The organism is Nocardiopsis sp. NPDC101807 (genome assembly GCF_044766605.1).
Classification (GTDB): Bacteria; Actinomycetota; Actinomycetes; order Streptosporangiales; family Streptosporangiaceae; genus Nocardiopsis; species Nocardiopsis tropica.
On record NZ_JBIWMK010000010.1, the window covers coordinates 279,528 to 296,707 of the forward strand.

At 72.4% G+C, this 17,180-nt stretch carries 14 protein-coding genes; 3 read left to right on the forward strand and 11 right to left on the reverse strand.

Annotated features, from left to right (window positions below):
- Positions 1-172 precede the first annotated feature (172 nt).
- The gene (gene rapZ / locus ACIRPH_RS27780) at positions 173-1,057 is read right to left on the reverse strand and encodes an RNase adapter RapZ (RefSeq protein WP_402919504.1); all 885 of its coding nucleotides are present in this window, start codon (positions 1,055-1,057) and stop codon (positions 173-175) included.
- Complete coding sequence (gene uvrC / locus ACIRPH_RS27785) at positions 1,054-3,081, reverse strand: excinuclease ABC subunit UvrC (protein WP_402919506.1); 2,028 nt, start codon at positions 3,079-3,081, stop codon at positions 1,054-1,056. Before uvrC ends, rapZ begins: the two co-directional genes overlap by 4 nt.
- Before the next feature lie 242 nt (positions 3,082-3,323).
- Between uvrC and ACIRPH_RS27790 the strand changes: the two genes are divergently transcribed.
- Positions 3,324-4,457, forward strand: a complete 1,134-nt coding sequence (locus tag ACIRPH_RS27790; protein WP_402919508.1) for a mechanosensitive ion channel family protein — start codon at positions 3,324-3,326, stop codon at positions 4,455-4,457.
- A 105-nt stretch (positions 4,458-4,562) separates the two neighbouring features.
- Here the strand turns inward: ACIRPH_RS27790 and ACIRPH_RS27795 are convergent, their stop codons facing one another.
- Positions 4,563-4,949: a Rieske (2Fe-2S) protein gene (locus ACIRPH_RS27795; RefSeq protein ID WP_402919579.1), complete on the reverse strand. Its 387-nt coding sequence runs from the start codon at positions 4,947-4,949 to the stop codon at positions 4,563-4,565.
- Positions 4,950-5,172: 223 nt separating this feature from the next.
- Here ACIRPH_RS27795 and ACIRPH_RS27800 point away from each other — a divergent pair, with 223 nt between their 5' ends.
- Positions 5,173-5,784, forward strand: a complete 612-nt coding sequence (locus ACIRPH_RS27800) for a tyrosine-type recombinase/integrase (protein WP_402919510.1) — start codon at positions 5,173-5,175, stop codon at positions 5,782-5,784.
- On the opposite strand, the gene ACIRPH_RS27805 is transcribed toward ACIRPH_RS27800, so the two are convergent.
- On the reverse strand, positions 5,753-6,193 hold the full coding sequence (locus ACIRPH_RS27805) for an ATP-binding protein (RefSeq protein WP_402919512.1): 441 nt from the start codon (positions 6,191-6,193) through the stop codon (positions 5,753-5,755). The two genes, ACIRPH_RS27800 and ACIRPH_RS27805, sit on opposite strands and share 32 nt — an antisense overlap.
- Before the next feature lie 172 nt (positions 6,194-6,365).
- Here ACIRPH_RS27805 and ACIRPH_RS27810 point away from each other — a divergent pair, with 172 nt between their 5' ends.
- Positions 6,366-6,701 (forward strand): helix-turn-helix domain-containing protein, encoded by a 336-nt coding sequence (locus tag ACIRPH_RS27810; RefSeq protein WP_402919514.1) that lies wholly within the window; start codon positions 6,366-6,368, stop codon positions 6,699-6,701.
- Positions 6,702-7,071: 370 nt separating this feature from the next.
- Here ACIRPH_RS27810 and ACIRPH_RS27815 read toward each other — a convergent pair whose 3' ends face one another.
- From ACIRPH_RS27815 to ACIRPH_RS27845, 7 genes are all read right to left on the reverse strand, one after another.
- A complete protein-coding gene (locus tag ACIRPH_RS27815; RefSeq protein ID WP_402919516.1) occupies positions 7,072-7,605 on the reverse strand; it encodes a hypothetical protein in 534 nt (177 codons plus the stop codon).
- A gap of 327 nt (positions 7,606-7,932) precedes the next feature.
- Entirely contained in the window at positions 7,933-8,634 is a 702-nt protein-coding gene (locus tag ACIRPH_RS27820; protein ID WP_402919518.1) for an RDD family protein, read from the reverse strand.
- Between the two features lie 209 nt (positions 8,635-8,843).
- Entirely contained in the window at positions 8,844-11,678 is a 2,835-nt protein-coding gene (uvrA, locus tag ACIRPH_RS27825; RefSeq protein ID WP_402919519.1) for an excinuclease ABC subunit UvrA, read from the reverse strand.
- Between the two features lie 333 nt (positions 11,679-12,011).
- On the reverse strand, positions 12,012-13,031 hold the full coding sequence (locus tag ACIRPH_RS27830) for a TerC family protein (protein ID WP_402919521.1): 1,020 nt from the start codon (positions 13,029-13,031) through the stop codon (positions 12,012-12,014).
- A 377-nt stretch (positions 13,032-13,408) separates the two neighbouring features.
- A complete protein-coding gene (locus tag ACIRPH_RS27835) occupies positions 13,409-14,491 on the reverse strand; it encodes a glycosyltransferase family 4 protein (RefSeq protein ID WP_402919523.1) in 1,083 nt (360 codons plus the stop codon).
- On the reverse strand, positions 14,488-16,110 hold the full coding sequence (gene murJ, locus ACIRPH_RS27840) for a murein biosynthesis integral membrane protein MurJ (protein ID WP_402919581.1): 1,623 nt from the start codon (positions 16,108-16,110) through the stop codon (positions 14,488-14,490). Before murJ ends, ACIRPH_RS27835 begins: the two co-directional genes overlap by 4 nt.
- 10 nt (positions 16,111-16,120) lie before the next feature.
- Entirely contained in the window at positions 16,121-17,149 is a 1,029-nt protein-coding gene (locus tag ACIRPH_RS27845; RefSeq protein ID WP_402919583.1) for a hypothetical protein, read from the reverse strand.
- Between the last annotated feature and the right edge of the window lie 31 nt (positions 17,150-17,180).

Sequence of the window (17,180 nt, forward strand, 5' to 3'; positions counted from 1 at the left end):
CGTCCGCGCGGGGAACGGCACCAGCGGTGACCGGGCCAATCTAGGGGAAGACGCCCCTCTTGGCGATTCGGTTGACCCGCCCCGCCGCCCCCGGGCGCGCGACCGCCCCGGCTCCGGCCGCGTCGGCGCCCCCGCGGCGCGGGGGCCGCCGGCCGACCGCCCCCGCCCTCCCCTACTCCCGGCCCACGTCGCGGTGCACGACGTGCACGTCCACCCCCTGTCCGCGCAGCCGGTCGGCGAACTGCTCGGCCATGGCCACGCTCCGGTGCTTGCCGCCGGTACAGCCCACCGCGAGGGTCATGTAGTGCTTGCCCTCGCGCTGGTATCCGGCGATGGTCAGCCTGAGGACCTCGGCGTACGCCTCCAGCATCTCCTTCGCCCCGTCCTGGGACAGGACGTAGTCGCTCACCGGCGCGTCGCGGCCGTTCATGGGCCTGAGCTCCGGCACCCAGTGGGGGTTGGGGAGGAAACGGCAGTCGAGGACGAGGTCGGCGTCGACGGGGAGCCCGTGCTTGAAGCCGAAGGAGACCACGTTGGCGCGCGGCCGGGACTCGTCGCTCTCGCCGAAGAAGCCGATCACCCGGGCCTTGAGCTGGTGCACGTTGAGCTGCGAGGTGTCGATGACCAGGTCCGCCTCGCCGCGGACGGCGAGCAGCGTCTCGCGCTCGCGCGCGATGCCGTCGGTCAGGCGGCCGTCGCCCTGGAGCGGGTGCGGCCTGCGCACCCCCTCGAAGCGGCGGACCAGGGCGTCGTCCCCCGCCTCCAGGTAGAGCACCCGCGCGACGATGTCGCGCTTGCGCAGCTCCTCCACCGTGGACAGCAGGTCCTCGGTGAAGGCCAGCGAGCGCACGTCCACGACCACCGCGACCCGGGGGACCGCCCCGTGCGTGCGGCCGGCCAGCTCGATCATCGTGGGCAGAAGGCCCGGTGGCAGGTTGTCCACCACGAACCAGTCCAGGTCCTCCAGGGCCCTGGCCGCCGTGCTGCGGCCCGCACCGGACATCCCGGTGACGATGACCACCTCGGGCGGCAGCTCCCCGCCCAGTTCGACCGTCATGTGTCTCCTTCCCCGTCAGTGGTGTCTCCTGCTGAGGCCCCGTCACCCTCCCCGTCCCGTCCGGCGGGGCCGCCGGACAGGTGCGCGTGCACGGTCTCGGCCAGCTTGGGGCCGATGCCGGGCACGTTCGCGATCTCCTCGGCCGAGGCCGAGGCAAGTCTCTTCACCGAGCCGAACTCCTTGATCAGGGCGGACCTTCGCGCCGGGCCCAGCCCGGGGAGCTCGTCCAGGCTGCTGCCGGTCAGCGCCTTGGCCCGCTTCTGCCGGTGGTAGGCGATGGCGAAGCGGTGCGCCTCGTCGCGCAGCCGCTGGAGCAGGTACAGGCCCTCGCCGGTGCGCGGCAGGATCACCGGGTCCTCGTCGCCGGGCAGCCACACCTCCTCCAGACGCTTGGCCAGGCCGCAGACGGCCACGTCCTCGATGCCGAGTTCGTCCAGCGCGCGGCGCGCCGCCTCGGCCTGGGGCCTGGCCCCGTCCACCACCACCAGGTTAGGCGGGTAGGCGAACTTCCCGGGTGAGGGCTCGTCGTCGGTCCGGTGGCCACCCGGGTCGCCGGTCTCGCCCATCCGGGCGACCTCGCCGCTCCTGGAGCTCTCCTCCAGGTAGCGGCGGAACCGGCGCCTGACGACCTCGTACATGGCGGCGACGTCGTGCTGCTCCCGGTCGCCCTCCCCGCTGCCACGGATGGAGAAGCGGCGGTACTCCGACTTGCGCGCCAGCCCGTCCTCGAACACCACCATGGAGGCGACCACGTGCTCCCCCTGGAGGTTGGAGATGTCGTAGCACTCGATGCGCAGCGGGGCCTCGGCCAGGTCGAGGGCCTCCTGGATCTCGTTGAGGGCGCGGCTGCGCGTGCTCAGGTCCCCCGCCCGGTGGGTCTTGTGCCGGGCAAGCGCCTCCCTGGCGTTCTTCTCGACCGTCTCCATGAGGGACTTCTTGTCCCCCCTCTGCGGCACCCGCAGGTCGACGGCGGAGCCCCGGTGCCCGGAGAGCCAGGCGGCCAGCGCCTCGGGGTCGGCGGGCTCGTGCGAGACCAGGACCTCGCGCGGGACGGCGGTGCCGGTGCCCGCGGTCTCGTCCGTGCCCTCGGCCGCCCCGTAGAGCTGGCCCAGGAACGTCCGCATGAGCTCCGCGGGGCCGGCGTCGGTGACCTTGTCCACCACGTAGCCGCGCTGTCCGCGGATGCGGCCGCCGCGCACATGGAAGATCTGCGCCGCCGCCTCCAGCGGGTCGTCGGCCATGGCGATGACGTCGCAGTCGGTGGAGTCGGGCAGGACGACGGCCTGCTTCTCCAGGGCGGCGCGCAGGGCCTCGATGTCGTCGCGGATGCGCGCGGCGCGCTCGTACTCCATCTCCCCGGCGGCCTCCTTCATGCGCGCCTCCAGCTCGCGGATGAACCGCCCGGTGTCCCCGGCCAGGAAGGAGCAGAAGTCGTCGGCGAGCTCGCGGTGCTCCTCCGGGGTGGCCTTGCCCACGCACGGCGCGACGCACTTGCCGATGTAGCCGAGCAGGCACGGGCGTCCGCTGTTGCGCGCGCCGCGGAACACCCCCGCCGAGCAGGTGCGCACCGGGAAGACCCGCAGCAGCAGGTCGACCGTCTCCCGGATGGCCCAGGCGTGGGAGTAGGGGCCGAAGTAGCGCACCCCCCGGCGCTTGGCGCCGCGCATGACCTGGACCCGGGGGAACTCCTCGTTGAGGGTCACCGCCAGGTAGGGGTAGCTCTTGTCGTCGCGGTACTTGACGTTGAACCGGGGGTTGTACTGCTTGATCCAGGAGTACTCCAGCTGGAGCGCCTCCACCTCGGTCCCGACGATCGTCCAGTCGACGTCGGCCGCGGTGGAGACCATCTGCTGGGTGCGCGGGTGCAGCCCCGCGAAGTCCCGGAAGTAGGAGGAGAGCCGGGACCGGAGGCTCTTGGCCTTGCCGACGTAGATCACCTGCCCCGACGCGTCCCTGAACCGGTAGACGCCCGGAGAGGTCGGGATGGATCCGGGCGCGGGACGCAGGTGAGGAGTCACAGCCATGACCCCATTCTGGTAGGTCGGGGGGACAGACGGCCACTCGCGGCCCGCCCGGGGGCGCCGTGGCGGGGCTCACGCCGGCCGCCGGAGGCCCCGGCGCCCCTGTGGCGGCGGGGCCCCGGGCCCGGCCCGCGCGTGCGGGTGCGCCCTTGGTCATGCAAACGTCACGATTGCGCATCTGCATGGTCTAGGTTGGGCGGGTACAGACGAACTTCCGGACATGAACGACAAGGAGGACCCTCGTCGTGGACCCCTCCCAATGGATCGCGATCGGCATCGCCGTCACGCTCGCCCTGCTGCTGGTGTTCGCCATCAGATGGGTGCTCAAGAACAAGCTGGCCAAGGCCTGGCGGGTCGCGGACTACGTGGTCGCGCGCACGCGCGTCTCCGGCTACACGGCGGCCGCGGTGGTCGGCGCCAACCTGGCACTGCCCGACCGGTCGGACGTGCCCTGGAGCACGTACCAGGTCATCGAGCACGCGATGCAGATCCTCATGATCGGGTCGCTGACGGCGCTGGGCATCAGCCTGGCGCACGCCGTCACCGACATGGTCCTGGCACGGCTGTCGGTCGCCAACGGAGACGCCGACCGCAAGGCCCGGCGCCTCCAGACCCAGGTGCGGCTGCTGCGCCGGGTCATCACGTCGGTCATCGTGGTCCTGGCCATCGCGTCGATACTGTTCACGTTCGACTCCGTGCGGGCGCTCGGCGCCGGGCTGCTGGCCTCCGCGGGCATCATCGGCATCGTCGCCGGTGTCGCGGCCCAGTCGACCCTGAGCAACCTGTTCGCCGGCCTCCAGCTGGCCTTCAGCGACGCGCTGCGCATCGGCGACGTGGTCGTGGTCGAGGGCGAGTGGGGGCGCGTCGAGGAGCTGAGCCTGGTCAACGTCACCATCAAGATCTGGGACGAGCGCCGCCTGGTCGTGCCGGTCGCCAACTTCACCACGACCAGCTTCGAGAACTGGACCAAGCAGGGCACCGCGATCACCGCGAAGGTCATGCTCCCCCTGGACTGGGAGGTCCCGATCGCGGAGCTGCGCGAGGAGGCCGGCCGCCTGATCACCTCCAGCTCCAACTGGGACGGGCGCAGCTGGTCGTGCCAGGTCGTCGACGTCACCGAGACGGGCGAGGTGGTGGTGCGGGTCGTGGCGACCGCCGCCGACACCGGGGCCCAGTGGGACATCGCCTGCGAGATCCGCGAACACCTGATCGGTTGGCTGGTCGCGCACTACCCGGAGTCGCTGCCGCGCAACCGCACCGAGTTCGTCTCGGGGGACGACGACGCCTCGTACGCCACGCAGTTCCCCACCTCGGCGTTCCGCCGCCGGGAGCCGAACGGCGTCACCGGCCCTCCCGGAGGGGACCCCGGGGAGAGCTGACCCCGTGCGAACGGCGCCCGGGGCTGCGCGCTCCGGGCGCCGTCGTGTGCGCTGGGCCGGTCCGCCCCGGGGCCGGGCCACGGCTCCGGGGCGCTCCTGCGGACGTCAGTCCAGGATGATGTCCTCACCGTCGATCGTGACGGTGAACCCCTCCAGCGGCTCCTGCGCCGGACCGGTGACCACCTCGCCCGTCGAGATGTCGAACTCGCTGCCGTGGCACAGGCACCGGATGACGTCGTCGACCTCCTGGACGGTGCAGCCCCCGTGCGTGCAGGAGGCGCTGAACGCCCGGTAGTCGTCCTTCTCCGGCTGGGTCACCACCAGCTTGCTGTGGTGGAAGACCGCGCCCGCCCCCTCGGGGACCTCGGTGGTCTGGCCGATCACCTGGCCGCGCCGGACGTCCTGCGGACGGGGCGGTTCCCCGCCGCAGGCGCTCACGGCCGTGACGGCCGCCGCCGCGCCCGCCGTTCCGAGCAGGGCCCGCCTGCTCACCCCGCACCCGCACGTCCTCTTACCGGCCACGACCGAACGCTCCCTCACCTGCGCGGAAATATCACTACACAATGTAGTACAGCACAACCCCCGGTTTGATTCGGGGCTGATCATGCACCTGACCTGCGAAGACGCTCCGGCGAGGCAAATTCATCCAGTAGCACGACGGTCGTCGGCAGCACTATTGCCGAACGACGACCACCCTCGACCACCGGAGTAGTACGTGCCAGAAAAAACGTCGGCGAGCCCGCTCCTGACCCTCGGAAAGTCGTGGGAGCGGGCCCTCCGATCCGGGACCGCCACGAAGAAGCAGAAGAAGCCCGCATCGCCGTACACGATCCGCAACTACCTTAAGTCCCTGCGCCTGCTCGACGCCCACCTCGAGGAGGCCGGCCACCCCCGGACGCTGAAGAAGGTGGGCGCCGAGGAGATCACCGACTGGCTCGACGTCCTCGCCGCGGAGTCGAGCTCGGGCAACGCCTTGCACCACTACAGGAACGCGGGTGCCTTCTGGGCCTGGGCCGTGCATGAGCGGATGGTGACGGCCGGGAAGAACCCCATGCTCGACGTGCACATGCCCTCCCCCAACGACACCCCTCGCCCGCCCCTCACCCAGGACCAGGTCGCCGCGATGATCAAGACCTGCGGCGGCCGGGACCGGGGCTTCGACGACATCCGTGACGAGGCCATCCTCAGGGTGTTCGCCGACACCGGGATGCGCCTCGGCGGCCTGGTCGGCCTCCTCTACCACCCGGACTATCACGGCCTGGACAACCCGGGGCGAAGCGATGTTTTCCTCCGGCTCATGGGTTCTCCACCACCGCGCGGGCTGTGAGCGGGCCCATTGTGGTGCCCCGCCACTCCCAGTCCCAGTACACGGTCAGCTGGTCGACCAGATACAAGCCGGAGACCGGAGACGGCCGCTGCTCGCCGAGGCGCGGGTAGGGGATGGTGTCGCCCGCCCGGGGGCCGTTGTCGGTCACGCGCAGGGTGAGCAGGAAGGCGTCGACGTGGATGGCGACGCGCACGGTGCCGCCCGGGTCACCGCTGCGGGTGTGCCGGTGGGCGTTAGAGACCAGGGCGGTCGCGATCTGGTCGACGCACCGCGCCGCCGGGGCCGGGGCCACGACGTGCACCCAGTTGGTGAGGTCGGTGTAGTCGCGCTCGTGGCCCAGGACGATGCCGTGCCGGGCGGGGTCCTCGAACCGGATCCGGTGCGGGTACGGGACGGGGCCGGCGGGCACGCAGCGCGGGGAGCATCATGCGGCCCTCACCTCCAGTCGCTGACTCCGGCCTTGTTGTCGTGGCGTCGGCCCCACGGCGGCTCCCCTCCATTTATCGTGGCTACGACGCTACGGACCACGTCACCAGCGCAGAACGGACTGCTGGTACGAGTGCACCCTCTCGGAGACCCCCATGGCACAGCAGCGCCGCCCCTCAACCCTGACCACCAGTCAGGGTTCGGCCCTGCGGGCCGGCTCCGACCGCGAAGGGCGCGTCTCTGGGTACGTCCTCAAGGCGATTCGGCAGACGGTGGGCCTCACCCAGGAGCAGCTCGCCGAGCAGGCCCGGGTGGACGTGTCCACCCTCCAGGGGTGGGAGTCCGGGCGGCGCCCGCTCATGTCCGTCCCCGCCGGGTCGTACCTGCGACTCCGCCACCTGCTGCACCGGCTCGGCGCGCCCCCGCCTCCTCAGCCAGTTGGACACGGGCCTGGAAGCGGACCGGTTCATCGGGTACGTGCTGAGCTGTGAGGGCCCTATCGACCTGGACAACCACCCGCTGGCGACTTGGGTGATCACCCGCCCGTTCACGGAGCTGGTGGCGTGGCCGTTCACCGGAACCACCCCGAACGAGCTGCGCGAGGCAGCGCCCCTGCGCCGCCGCGGCCCCTCCGGGCCGGGCCCGTATCTCGGTAATCTCGCCCCGCTCGGTCGTGGACTCAGACACCGGACACCTCCGCGCGCCCCCCGTAGATGGCGGCAAGGAGGGCGGCGGAGGAGTTTCGGGTAGGGGGCGGTACGGTGTTCTTCACGCGCATCTCTGGCTCCTTGGCCTGTAGAGGTGTGCCAGCCCCGGCGTGGTGTGCAACCACCGCGCCGGGGCGTCTTCATGTGGGGTGGATCAGTCCTGGAGGGTCCACTCGCAGCCGCCGGACAGCTCCAGGGCGGCGTCGGACTCGGCGACCTCGAGTGTGCCGGGGCCCTCGATGTTGTTGTTCGTGATGATCTCGTCGAACTCCCCGCTCAGCCCCGAGAGTCGGGCGTAGTAGCACATGGGGAGCAGGTCGTCCGGGTTCGGGCCGTCGGTCGTGTAGACGCCGGGGGCGATGCCGGAGCCGACCTGGTGGATGCCGTCGCCGATGGTGGAGGTGTCCTCCTCGACAGGCTCTTCCTCCGGCTCTTCCTCGACCTCCTCCTCGGTCTCCTCGGAAGTGGCCTCGTCGACCTCTTCCTCGGTGGTCGCGGTCGCCGCGGGCGGGGAGGAGGCCTCGGGGGTGTCGGAGCCGATGACGGCGACGCAGCCCACGAAGAGGAAGAGGAGCAGGGAGACGCCGAGGCAGCCTCCGCAGCCGAGGCCGATCTTCGCGCCGGTGGACATGCCCTGCTTCGGGGGCTGGGGCGGGGGGACGGCCTGTCCGTAGGGTCCGTAGGACATGGGGGAGCTCCGAGTCTTCATGGTGCGGAGCGGCGAGCGGGAGCCGCGGAGGAACTGCCGTGCGGCGAGCGGGGGATGCGCGGCTGAAGGGCGAGCGTAGCCGGTGGCCGGTGGTGCTTGTGACCGTTTGGCCGATCCCGGACACTCTCGCACCTAGGTAGTGCGGTCTTGGATTGACCGCACTACCTGTTGCACGACGGTCGTGGTACCGTCCCCCTGACCTCGCATGATGCGTGTCGCACGACGGTTAGTGGCCCTACTACACAATGTAGTAGGCGTCGGGGGGTGCCCTGTGCCGGGTCCCTCGGGAAGCCCTTCCGGTCGGGGCTACGGGGCCGGCGGGGGCGCCTGCGGGTCGGCGACGTCGAGCACCACGGTGCCCGCGATCCTGTCGTGCAGGCCCTGCCGGTTGGGCCTGTTCCAGGCGGCCATGCCGCCGGTGAGCACCACCATGAGGGCGACCAGCAGCCACCAGAGCCAGCCGAGGGCGAAGAACAGCAGGTACACGAACAGGAAGGGCAGCGCCGGCAGTGCGGCGCGCACGACCAGGGCGGTGATGCGCACGGCGCCCAGGCTGCCGGCGCCCTCCGCCGGCGCCACCTTCAGCCCCATCCGGCGCTTGCCCAGGGTCTGGTGCCGACGGGCGAGGGCGAAGGTCTCGTAGCCGGTGCAGAACGCGAACCAGATCACCGACAGGAAGACCGGGTACCGGTCCTCGATGCCCTGCGTCGACCCGTCGGAGACCTGCTGGACCCCGACCCAGGCCAGCGTCACGACGAGTCCGACGAGCAGCGCGGGCAGGGCGACCACGACGAGGTCGACGAGCCTGGCCGCGACCCGGGTCCGCCAGCCCGCCAGCGGGTACAGCCGCTCGGGCCCGGGAGGGGCGGAGGGGGCCGCGTGCCCGGTGCCGGGCACGGTGGTCTCGGCCGGGTCCGCGGGGGCGTACCCGTGCGCCCGGTCGCGGGGCGGCTCCTGGCGGCCCTCCGGCGGCACTCCGTGTTCGGGTCCGGTCGGGGGAGCGTTCATGGCGGTGGCCGACCTCCTGGCGGTCGAGGGGCTGCGCGGGGCAGGGTGGCGCACGGACACGCCCGACTGTACCCACCCGGCGGCACTCGTCGCGAAGGAGCCGACCCGCCGGGGCCGGCCCCGCCGTCCGGGGCCGGGCGTCCCGCCCCGGGAGGGCGGGGCCCGGCCCGCCGAACCCGGTGGGAGCGGACCCGCCCGGCACCTGACTGCTAGAGCAGCTTGGCGAGGAACCGCCCGGTGTAGGACTCGGCGACCGCCGCGACCTCCTCCGGGGTGCCCTCCGCGATCACCGTGCCGCCGCCCGAACCGCCCTCGGGTCCCATGTCGATGACGTGGTCCGCGGTCTTGATGACGTCGAGGTTGTGCTCGATGACGATCACCGTGTTGCCGGTGTCCGCCAGCCGGTTGAGCACGCCCAGCAGCTTGCGGATGTCCTCGAAGTGCAGACCCGTGGTCGGCTCGTCCAGCACGTACACCGTCCGGCCGGTGGAGCGCCGCTGGAGCTCCGCCGCGAGCTTGACGCGCTGGGCCTCACCGCCCGAGAGGGTGGTGGCGGGCTGCCCGAGCCGGACGTAGCCCAGGCCGACGTCGTCCAGGGTCTGGAGGTGGCGGCGGATGGCGTTGATCGGCTCGAAGAACTCCAGCGCCTCGGAGATGGGCATGTTGAGCACCTCGGAGATGCTCTTGCCCTTGTAGTGGACCTGGAGGGTCTCCCGGTTGTACCGGGCGCCGTGGCAGACCTCGCAGGGCACGTAGACGTCGGGCAGGAACTGCATCTCGATCTTGAGCGTGCCGTCGCCGGCGCAGGCCTCGCAGCGGCCGCCCTTGACGTTGAAGGAGAACCGGCCGGGCTGGTAGCCGCGCGTCTTGGCGTCGGTGGTCTGCGCGAACAGCTTGCGGATGTGGTCGAAGACCCCGGAGTACGTGGCCGGGTTGGAGCGCGGGGTGCGCCCGATCGGGCTCTGGTCGACGTGCACGACCTTGTCGACCTTGTTCATGCCGTTGACCCGCACGTGCCGGCCGGGCACGTCGCGCGCCCCGTTGAGCTCCTTGGCCAGCGCCTTGTACAGGATCTCGTTGACCAGGGTGGACTTGCCCGAACCGGACACCCCCGTGACGGCCGTGAACACGCCCAGCGGGAACGCGACGTCGATCCCGTGGAGGTTGTTCTCACGGGCGCCCTTCACCACCAGCTCGTGCCCCTTCGTGAGGGGGCGCCGCCCCTCGGGGAGCGCGATGACGCGCCGGCCGGACAGGTACTCGCCGGTCAGCGACGTCTCGGAGGTGAGGAGTTCGTCCACGATGCCCGACACCACGACGTGCCCGCCGTGCTCTCCCGCGCCGGGGCCGATGTCCACCACCCAGTCGGCGGCGCGGATGGTGTCCTCGTCGTGCTCGACCACGATCAGCGTGTTGCCGATGTCGCGCAGCCGCTGGAGGGTCTCCAGGAGGCGGGCGTTGTCGCGCTGGTGCAGGCCGATGGACGGCTCGTCGAGCACGTACAGCACCCCCACCAGACCGGAGCCGATCTGCGTGGCCAGCCTGATCCGCTGGGCCTCGCCGCCGGAGAGCGACCCGGAGGAGCGGGCCAGGCTCAGGTAGTCGAGGCCGACGTCGAGCAGGAAGCCGAGGCGGGCGTTGATCTCCTTGAGGACCTGGGCCGCGATGACCGCGTCGCGGTCGGAGAGCTTGAGCCCGGCGAGGAAGGCCGCGCTGTCGGTGAGCGACATCTGCGCGACCTCGGCGATGGACCGGCCGCCCACCGTCACGGCCAGCACGACCGGCTTGAGGCGGGTCCCGTCGCAGGTGGGGCAGGGCACGGTGCGCATGTACCCCTCCAGCCGCTCGCGACCGTAGTCGCTCTCGGTCTCGGAGTGGCGGCGCTTCACCCAGGGGATGACGCCCTCGAACTCGGTGTAGTAGGAGCGGTTGCGCCCGTACCTGTTGCGGTAGGTGACGTGGACCTGGGTGTCGTGCCCCTCCAGGAGCGCCTTGCGCGCGCGGCGCGGCAGCCTCTCCCAGGGGGTGTCCAGGTCGAACCCGACGGCCTCGCCGACCGCGGTCAGGATGCGCTCCCAGTAGCCGCTGTTGGGCCCGCCCGACCAGGGGCCGATGGCGCCCTCGGACAGCGTCTTCTCCGGGTCCGGGACCAGCAGTTCGGCGTCGACCTCCATGCGGGTGCCCAGGCCCGAGCAGTCGGGGCAGGCGCCGTAGGGGGCGTTGAAGGAGAAGGAGCGGGGTTCGAGCTGCTCGAAGGAGAGGTCGTCGTAGGGGCAGTAGAGGTGCTCGGAGAACACCTTCTCCCGCTCGGCGTCGTCGGCGTCCAGGTCCACGAAGTCCAGGACGATGGTGCCGCCGGCGAGCTTGAGCGCGGTCTCGACGGAGTCGTTGAGCCGGCCTCGGGCGCCCTCCTTGACGGAGAGACGGTCCACGACCACGGCGATGTCGTGCTTGTCGTAGCGGCCCAGCTTGGGCGCCTCGTCCAGGCGCACCGCCTCGCCGTCCACGACCGCCCGGGTGTAGCCCTTGGACTGCAGGTCCTTGAAGAGCTCGGTGTACTCGCCCTTGCGTCCGCGCACGACCGGGGCCAGCACCTGGAAGCGGGTGCCCTCGGTCATCTCCAGGACACGGTCCACGATCTGCTGCGGCGTCTGCCGCGCGATCTCCCGACGGCACTCCGGACAGTGCGGCACGCCGATGCGGGCCCACAGCAGGCGCAGGTAGTCGTACACCTCGGTGATGGTGCCGACGGTGGAACGCGGGTTACGGCTGGTGGACTTCTGGTCGATGGACACCGCCGGGGACAGGCCCTCGATGAAGTCCACGTCCGGCTTGTCCATCTGGCCGAGGAACTGGCGCGCGTAGGCCGAGAGGGACTCGACGTAGCGCCGCTGCCCCTCGGCGAAGATCGTGTCGAAGGCCAGCGACGACTTCCCCGACCCCGACAGGCCGGTGAACACGATCATGGAGTCACGCGGCAGGTCCAGCGAGACGTCCTTGAGGTTGTGCTCTCGGGCTCCCCGGACTACCAGTTGTTCGACCATCGAGTGAGACATCCTTCGGCATAGGCGCACCGGGTCGCGGACCGCGTCCGATGACGGCGGGCGACCCGTGTGTGGCTTCGCGGCGTGGCGGGCGAACGGCCTCGGGCGACCGCCTCGGCCTCGGAATCGGGCCGGTGAGGGGATGCGGGGAGGGCTCCGGCCTTCCCCGTCCGTCAAGACTAACGATCGCCGACGTCGGTTTCTTCCACTACGGAGAAGTGGTGGCGCCCCGGCGCTCACGCGCCAGGACACCACCACTATAGACGAACAGCTGTTCGAAAAAGGCCGAATCGCAGGATGTCCGCGGGCGGCCCGCAGGCCGCCCGCCCGCAATCAGGACCTGTCGGCCGGAACGTCCTTCTCCTCCTCGACGGCGGGCTTGTTGCGCTCGTCGACCCTGGACTTGACGAGGCTTCCGACGATGGTGATCGTCATGATGCCGAGGATCACGGTCAGCGAGGTGCCGATGCCGATGTCGACGATGTGGATGCCGTTCTCGTGCAGCGCGTGGAAGATCATCTTCACGCCGATGAACAGCATGATCGCCGACAGGCCCCAGCTGATGTAGGCCAGGCGGTCCATGAGGCCGGCCAGCAGGAAGTACAGCTGGCGCAGGCCCAGCAGGGCGAAGGCGTTGGCGGTGAAGACGATGTAGGCGTCCTGGGTCAGGCCGAAGATCGCCGGGATGGAGTCGACGGCGAAGACCAGGTCGATGACGCCGATCGCGAGGATGACCAGGAGCATCGGGGTGACGTGGCGCTTGCCGTCGAGCTTCACGGTCAGCTTGGCGCCGTGGTACTCGCTGCTGACCGGCCAGAAGCGCTTGACCAGTCGGACCACGGGGGTCTGCGTGAAGTCCTTCTCCTCCTCGTCGCCCTTGATGTGGTCACGGAGGATCTTGTAACCGGTGTAGATCAGGAAGGCGCCGAAGAGGTAGAAGACCTCGCTCCAGGCGTTGATCACCTGGGCGCCGAGGACGATGAAGATGCCGCGCATGACGAGCGCGATCACGATGCCGACGAGCAGGACCTCGTGCTGGTACTTCTTGGGCACCGCGAAGGAGCCCATGAGGAGGTAGAACACGAAGAGGTTGTCGATGCTCAGGCTCTTCTCGGTGACGAAGCCCGCGAAGTACTCCGCGCCGGCCGAACCGCCGCCGAAGTACCAGACCCCGAAACCGAAGAGGATGGCGATGCCGATGTAGAAGGCCGCCCACCAGGCAGCCTGCTTGATCCCGAACTCCTGGGGACCCTTTTTCTTGCTCCAGGGGTGGTCGACGATGGCCAGGTCGATCACCAGGACGGCGATCATTCCACCGATCGTCGCAGCCCACACCCACATGGGAACGTCCACAGACGGATTCTCCTCCGGTTGGTGCGCGCGAGCAGTGTGCACGCACGTCGAACTACCGGAGGTCTCTCCCGCTCACGTCCGGAGGACGTGAACCGACGGCACCGGGAGAACGACTCTGTACTCCGTGATGACGACACCGCCGCGACAGGGATACTCCCCTCACGTGAAACCCAGGGTACCGGTCGTGCGCACGCTGTGACACACCTTCGGACCCACGGATCAGGATGGCATCCTCCGGCTCCCCCGGGAAGTCGCGGCGGCGGTGGTATCCATGGCTCCCCCGGGACACAGGGGTCAGGCCCCCGGGTAGGGGTCCCCCGGCCCGGAACCCCGGTCCGGGGGATCCCGCCGCGCCCCGCCGTCCGGCGCGCGGCGGCTCAGCGGCGGAGCACCGACTTGTACACGGAGGCGGCGGCCTCCACCGCGTCCTCCTCGGTCGGCAGCGTCCGCGCGGTCTCCCGTGAACGGGTCCGCAGGTCCGCCGCCAGCACGGGGTCGTCCAGGACCCGGCCCACCGCGGCCGCGAACGCCGCCGTGTCCCCCGGCGGCACCATCAGCACCGTCCCCGCGTACAGGTCGGGGATCCCCCCGACCCGGGTGGAGACCACGGGGAGCCCGGCCCTCAGCGCCTCCATGATCACCAGAGACGGCCCCTCCCACTGGCTGGTGAGGCAGAACACGTCCGCGGCGGCGAGGAGGTCGGCCACGTCCGAGCGGTGGCCGAGCATGCGCACGTCGGCGTCCATCTCCGCCGCCGTGTCGTGCAGGCGGCCCCACAGGGGGCCGTCCCCGGCGATCGCGATCACCGGCTCCGGGCTGCGGTCGGCGATGGAGGGCGCCGCGTCCAGGAGCATGTGCAGCCCCTTCTGCTCCGCGAGCCTGCCGATGGTCAACAGCAGGGGGCGCTCGGGCAGGACCGCCAGGTCGGCGCGCGTGGCCTCGCGCCCGTTCAGCGGCGTCCCCGTCTCCGGCGCGGCCACCACCGCGAGGCGGGCCTCCCGCGCCCCGAGGGCGCGCATCCGCCGCACCAGGTCGCCGGACACTCCCAGCACCGCGTCGGCGCGGTGGGCCACGATCCGCTCCAGGAGGGGGTAGGCCAGGGCCAGGAGGCCCCCGACCGACGGCGGCGCGTTGTGCGCGGTCACCACCAGCGGCCGTACGCCCGCCAGCGCGCAGAGCGCACCGGCGCGCATCCCGTGCGCGTGCACCACATCCGCGCCACGCGTCAGCGAGCGCAGGAGCAGCACCGCGCCGGGGTCCCCCGCAGAGGGGGCGGGGCCGATGGGCACCGGCGAGAAGCGCAGGCCCTCCGAGGTGAACCCGAACTCCTGCTCGGCCTCCGCCGGGCCGAGCACCGCCACGCGGTACCCGCGGGCGCGCAGTCCCGCGCCCAGTGAGCGGACGTGACGGCCGACGCCTCCTGTGCTGGTACCGACGACCAGCGCGATCCTGCCGTTCACCGCTTCCCCCTCCTGCGTTCGAGTACGGTCCTGGCCCGGTCGGCGACGGCCCGCACGGCGGCGCGGTCCGCCAGGGCCGCGACCGCCGCGTAGACCCCCAGCCCCGCGGCGCCCGCCGCGGCGGCGGCCCCCGCCGACTGCCACACCCCGTCGGCGGGCAGGAGCCCGGCGACCGCCCGGCCCGCCGCCCACCCGGCGCCGCCGCCGAGGGCGGCGGCCAGCACCGAGCGCGCCACGCCGGCCAGGGCGCCGCGGCCGTGCGCGCGCGCCACGCCGGCGCACAGCAGTACGGCCGCCAGGGTCAGGCCGACCGTGCTGGCAGCGCCCAGCCCGGCGATCGACCACCCGGGAGGGAGCAGCCACACGAGGAGCGCGGCGCACACCGTCACCACGAGCCATCCCACCACCTGGGCGGCGGCTGCGGAACGTCCGTGGTGGGACGCGTACAGGGCCCGGCTGAGCAGGGCGACCAGGCCGAAGCCCACCACACCCGGGGCGTAGGCCAGCAGGGCCCGTTCGAGGGTCTGCGGATCCTGCTGGGCGAAGACCCCGGCCACCGGGGCGGCGGCGGCCGCGAGCGCGGTGCCCACCCCCGCGGTGGCCACCACACAGGCACGGGCGCCTCCGGCGGCGAGCGCGGCGAACCCCTCCCGGTCGTGTTCGGCGTGGGCCACGGCGAGGGCGGTGAAGGCGCTCGTCGCGATGGGAACCGCGATCACCCCGTACGGGAGGGTGAACAGGGCCCACGCGTAGGTGTAGAGCACGGCCGCCCCCGGACCCCCGCCCCAGTTGGCCAGGGCCACCGAGAGCAGGAGGCACACCTGCATGGCCGCCAGCGGCAGCAGTGACGCCGCCGCCAGGGAGCGCACCCGCTCCCCCACCCCGGCGGGGAACCTCAGGCGCGGCCGGGGCCCCACCCTCAGCCGCGCGGCGGGGCCGAGCACCGTCAGGAACAGGGCCGCCGCCCCCGCCGTGGTGCCGAGCGACAGGGTGAGCTCCGCCGCGGCGGGCAGGCCCGCGACGTCCTGGCGGTGGCCGCCGCCCAGCGGCACGAAGGCCAGGCAGGCGGCGATCACCACGAGGCTGGACAGCAGAGGGGCCAGCGCGGGAGCCAGGAACCTGCGGTGGGCCTGGAGGACGCCGTACAGGACCGAGGCCAGCCCGTAGAAGACGATCTGGGGTGCGAAGACCACGAGCATGCGGGAGGACAGGGCGAGCAGCGCCTCCCCGTCGCAGCCGGCCCCGGCACCGAGCATCAGCGCCGTCACCGGGGGCGCCGCGAGGGCGAGCAGGGCGGACAGCGGGACGGACAGGAGCAGCACCCAGGTGATGAGCGCGGACGCGGTGCGGCGCACCTGGTCGTGGTCGCCGCGGGCGGCGGCCGAGGCCATGACGGGGACGACCACGGCCGTGAGCGCCCCGCCGATGACGATCTCGAACAGGACGGCGGGGATCTGGTTCGCGGTGACGTACGCGGTGCCCAGACAGGTGTCGCCGACGGTCTGCGAGAAGACCACCGTGCGGCCGAACCCGGCCAGGCGCGCCCCCACGGTGGCCACCGCGATGAGCGCCGCCGCCGCGCCGACACCGCTCGTCACGCCGTGGACGGCGCGGGCCACCGCGGACACCTCACGCGCACCTTCCCACCGGGCGCCCTTCGCCCGGAGCACCCGTGCGTCCGCCGTCCTCCGCCCCTCCGGCGGCCGTCCTCAGGACGGGGCGCCTGCCCCACTGGTCGAGGCGGCGCAGGGCCGGGACGCGGTCGATGACACGGGAGAAACTGGTCACCTCGCTGGCCAGGGTCAGGGCGGCCACCGCGCCGAACAGCGCCAGGCGCACCGGGCGCGGCGCCTGCGCGACGGCCGCGGCCCCGAGGGCCGCGCCCAGGGCGTTGGCCCCCGCGTCGCCCAGCATGGAGCGCTCGGCCAGTTCGTCGGGGAGCAGCGCGGAACAGGCGCCCACCACCGGGCCGAGCAGGGGCGCCGCGGGCGAGGCCAGGGCCGGCGCCGCGGCGAGGAGGGCGAACTTGGCGGCGCGCCCGGGGCGCAGGTCGAACAGGTTGACCAGGTTGGCGCCGGCCGCGATGAGCGCACCGTCCACCAGGGTGTCCACCGGCCCGCGGCGCAGCAGGGAGGCGGCGGCGACCCCGGTGGCGCCGATGCCGACCATCTTGACCAGGCCGGTGGTGACCTCTCCGCGAGCGAGCGCGGACAGGTGTCCGCGCAGGCCACGGGCATGGCCGTTGCCCGAGAGGTCGTCGTAGGCCCCGAACGCGGCGGCCCCCGCCGCGGCGAGGGCGGACGCGGCGCGCACACGCGGCGCCGGCCCGGGGACGAGGAGGCTGGCGGCGCACACCCCCGAGGCCAGGGCCGGGCCCTCCTGGAGGGTGACGACGCGGCCCCGGAAGTTGCGGCGCAGCCAGGCGGAGGGGGCGTCCGCACCGGGTCCCCCCGCGGGGTCCTCCGCTCCGGGGTCGCCGGGCGCCGTGCCGGTCGCACCGCCCGCCCCCGGCCCGGCGGGGGCGCAGGCGCGTTCGGGCAGGGTGAGCACGGCGTAGGCGGCCCGGGCGGCGGCCGCGCCGACCACGGCGCCCGCCAGGCCCTGCGCGAGGGAGCGGACGGGAGACGGGGCGGGACGGCGCCCGCCGCAGGCGGGCACGGGCGCGGACCGGCGCACGGAGTGGGGGCGC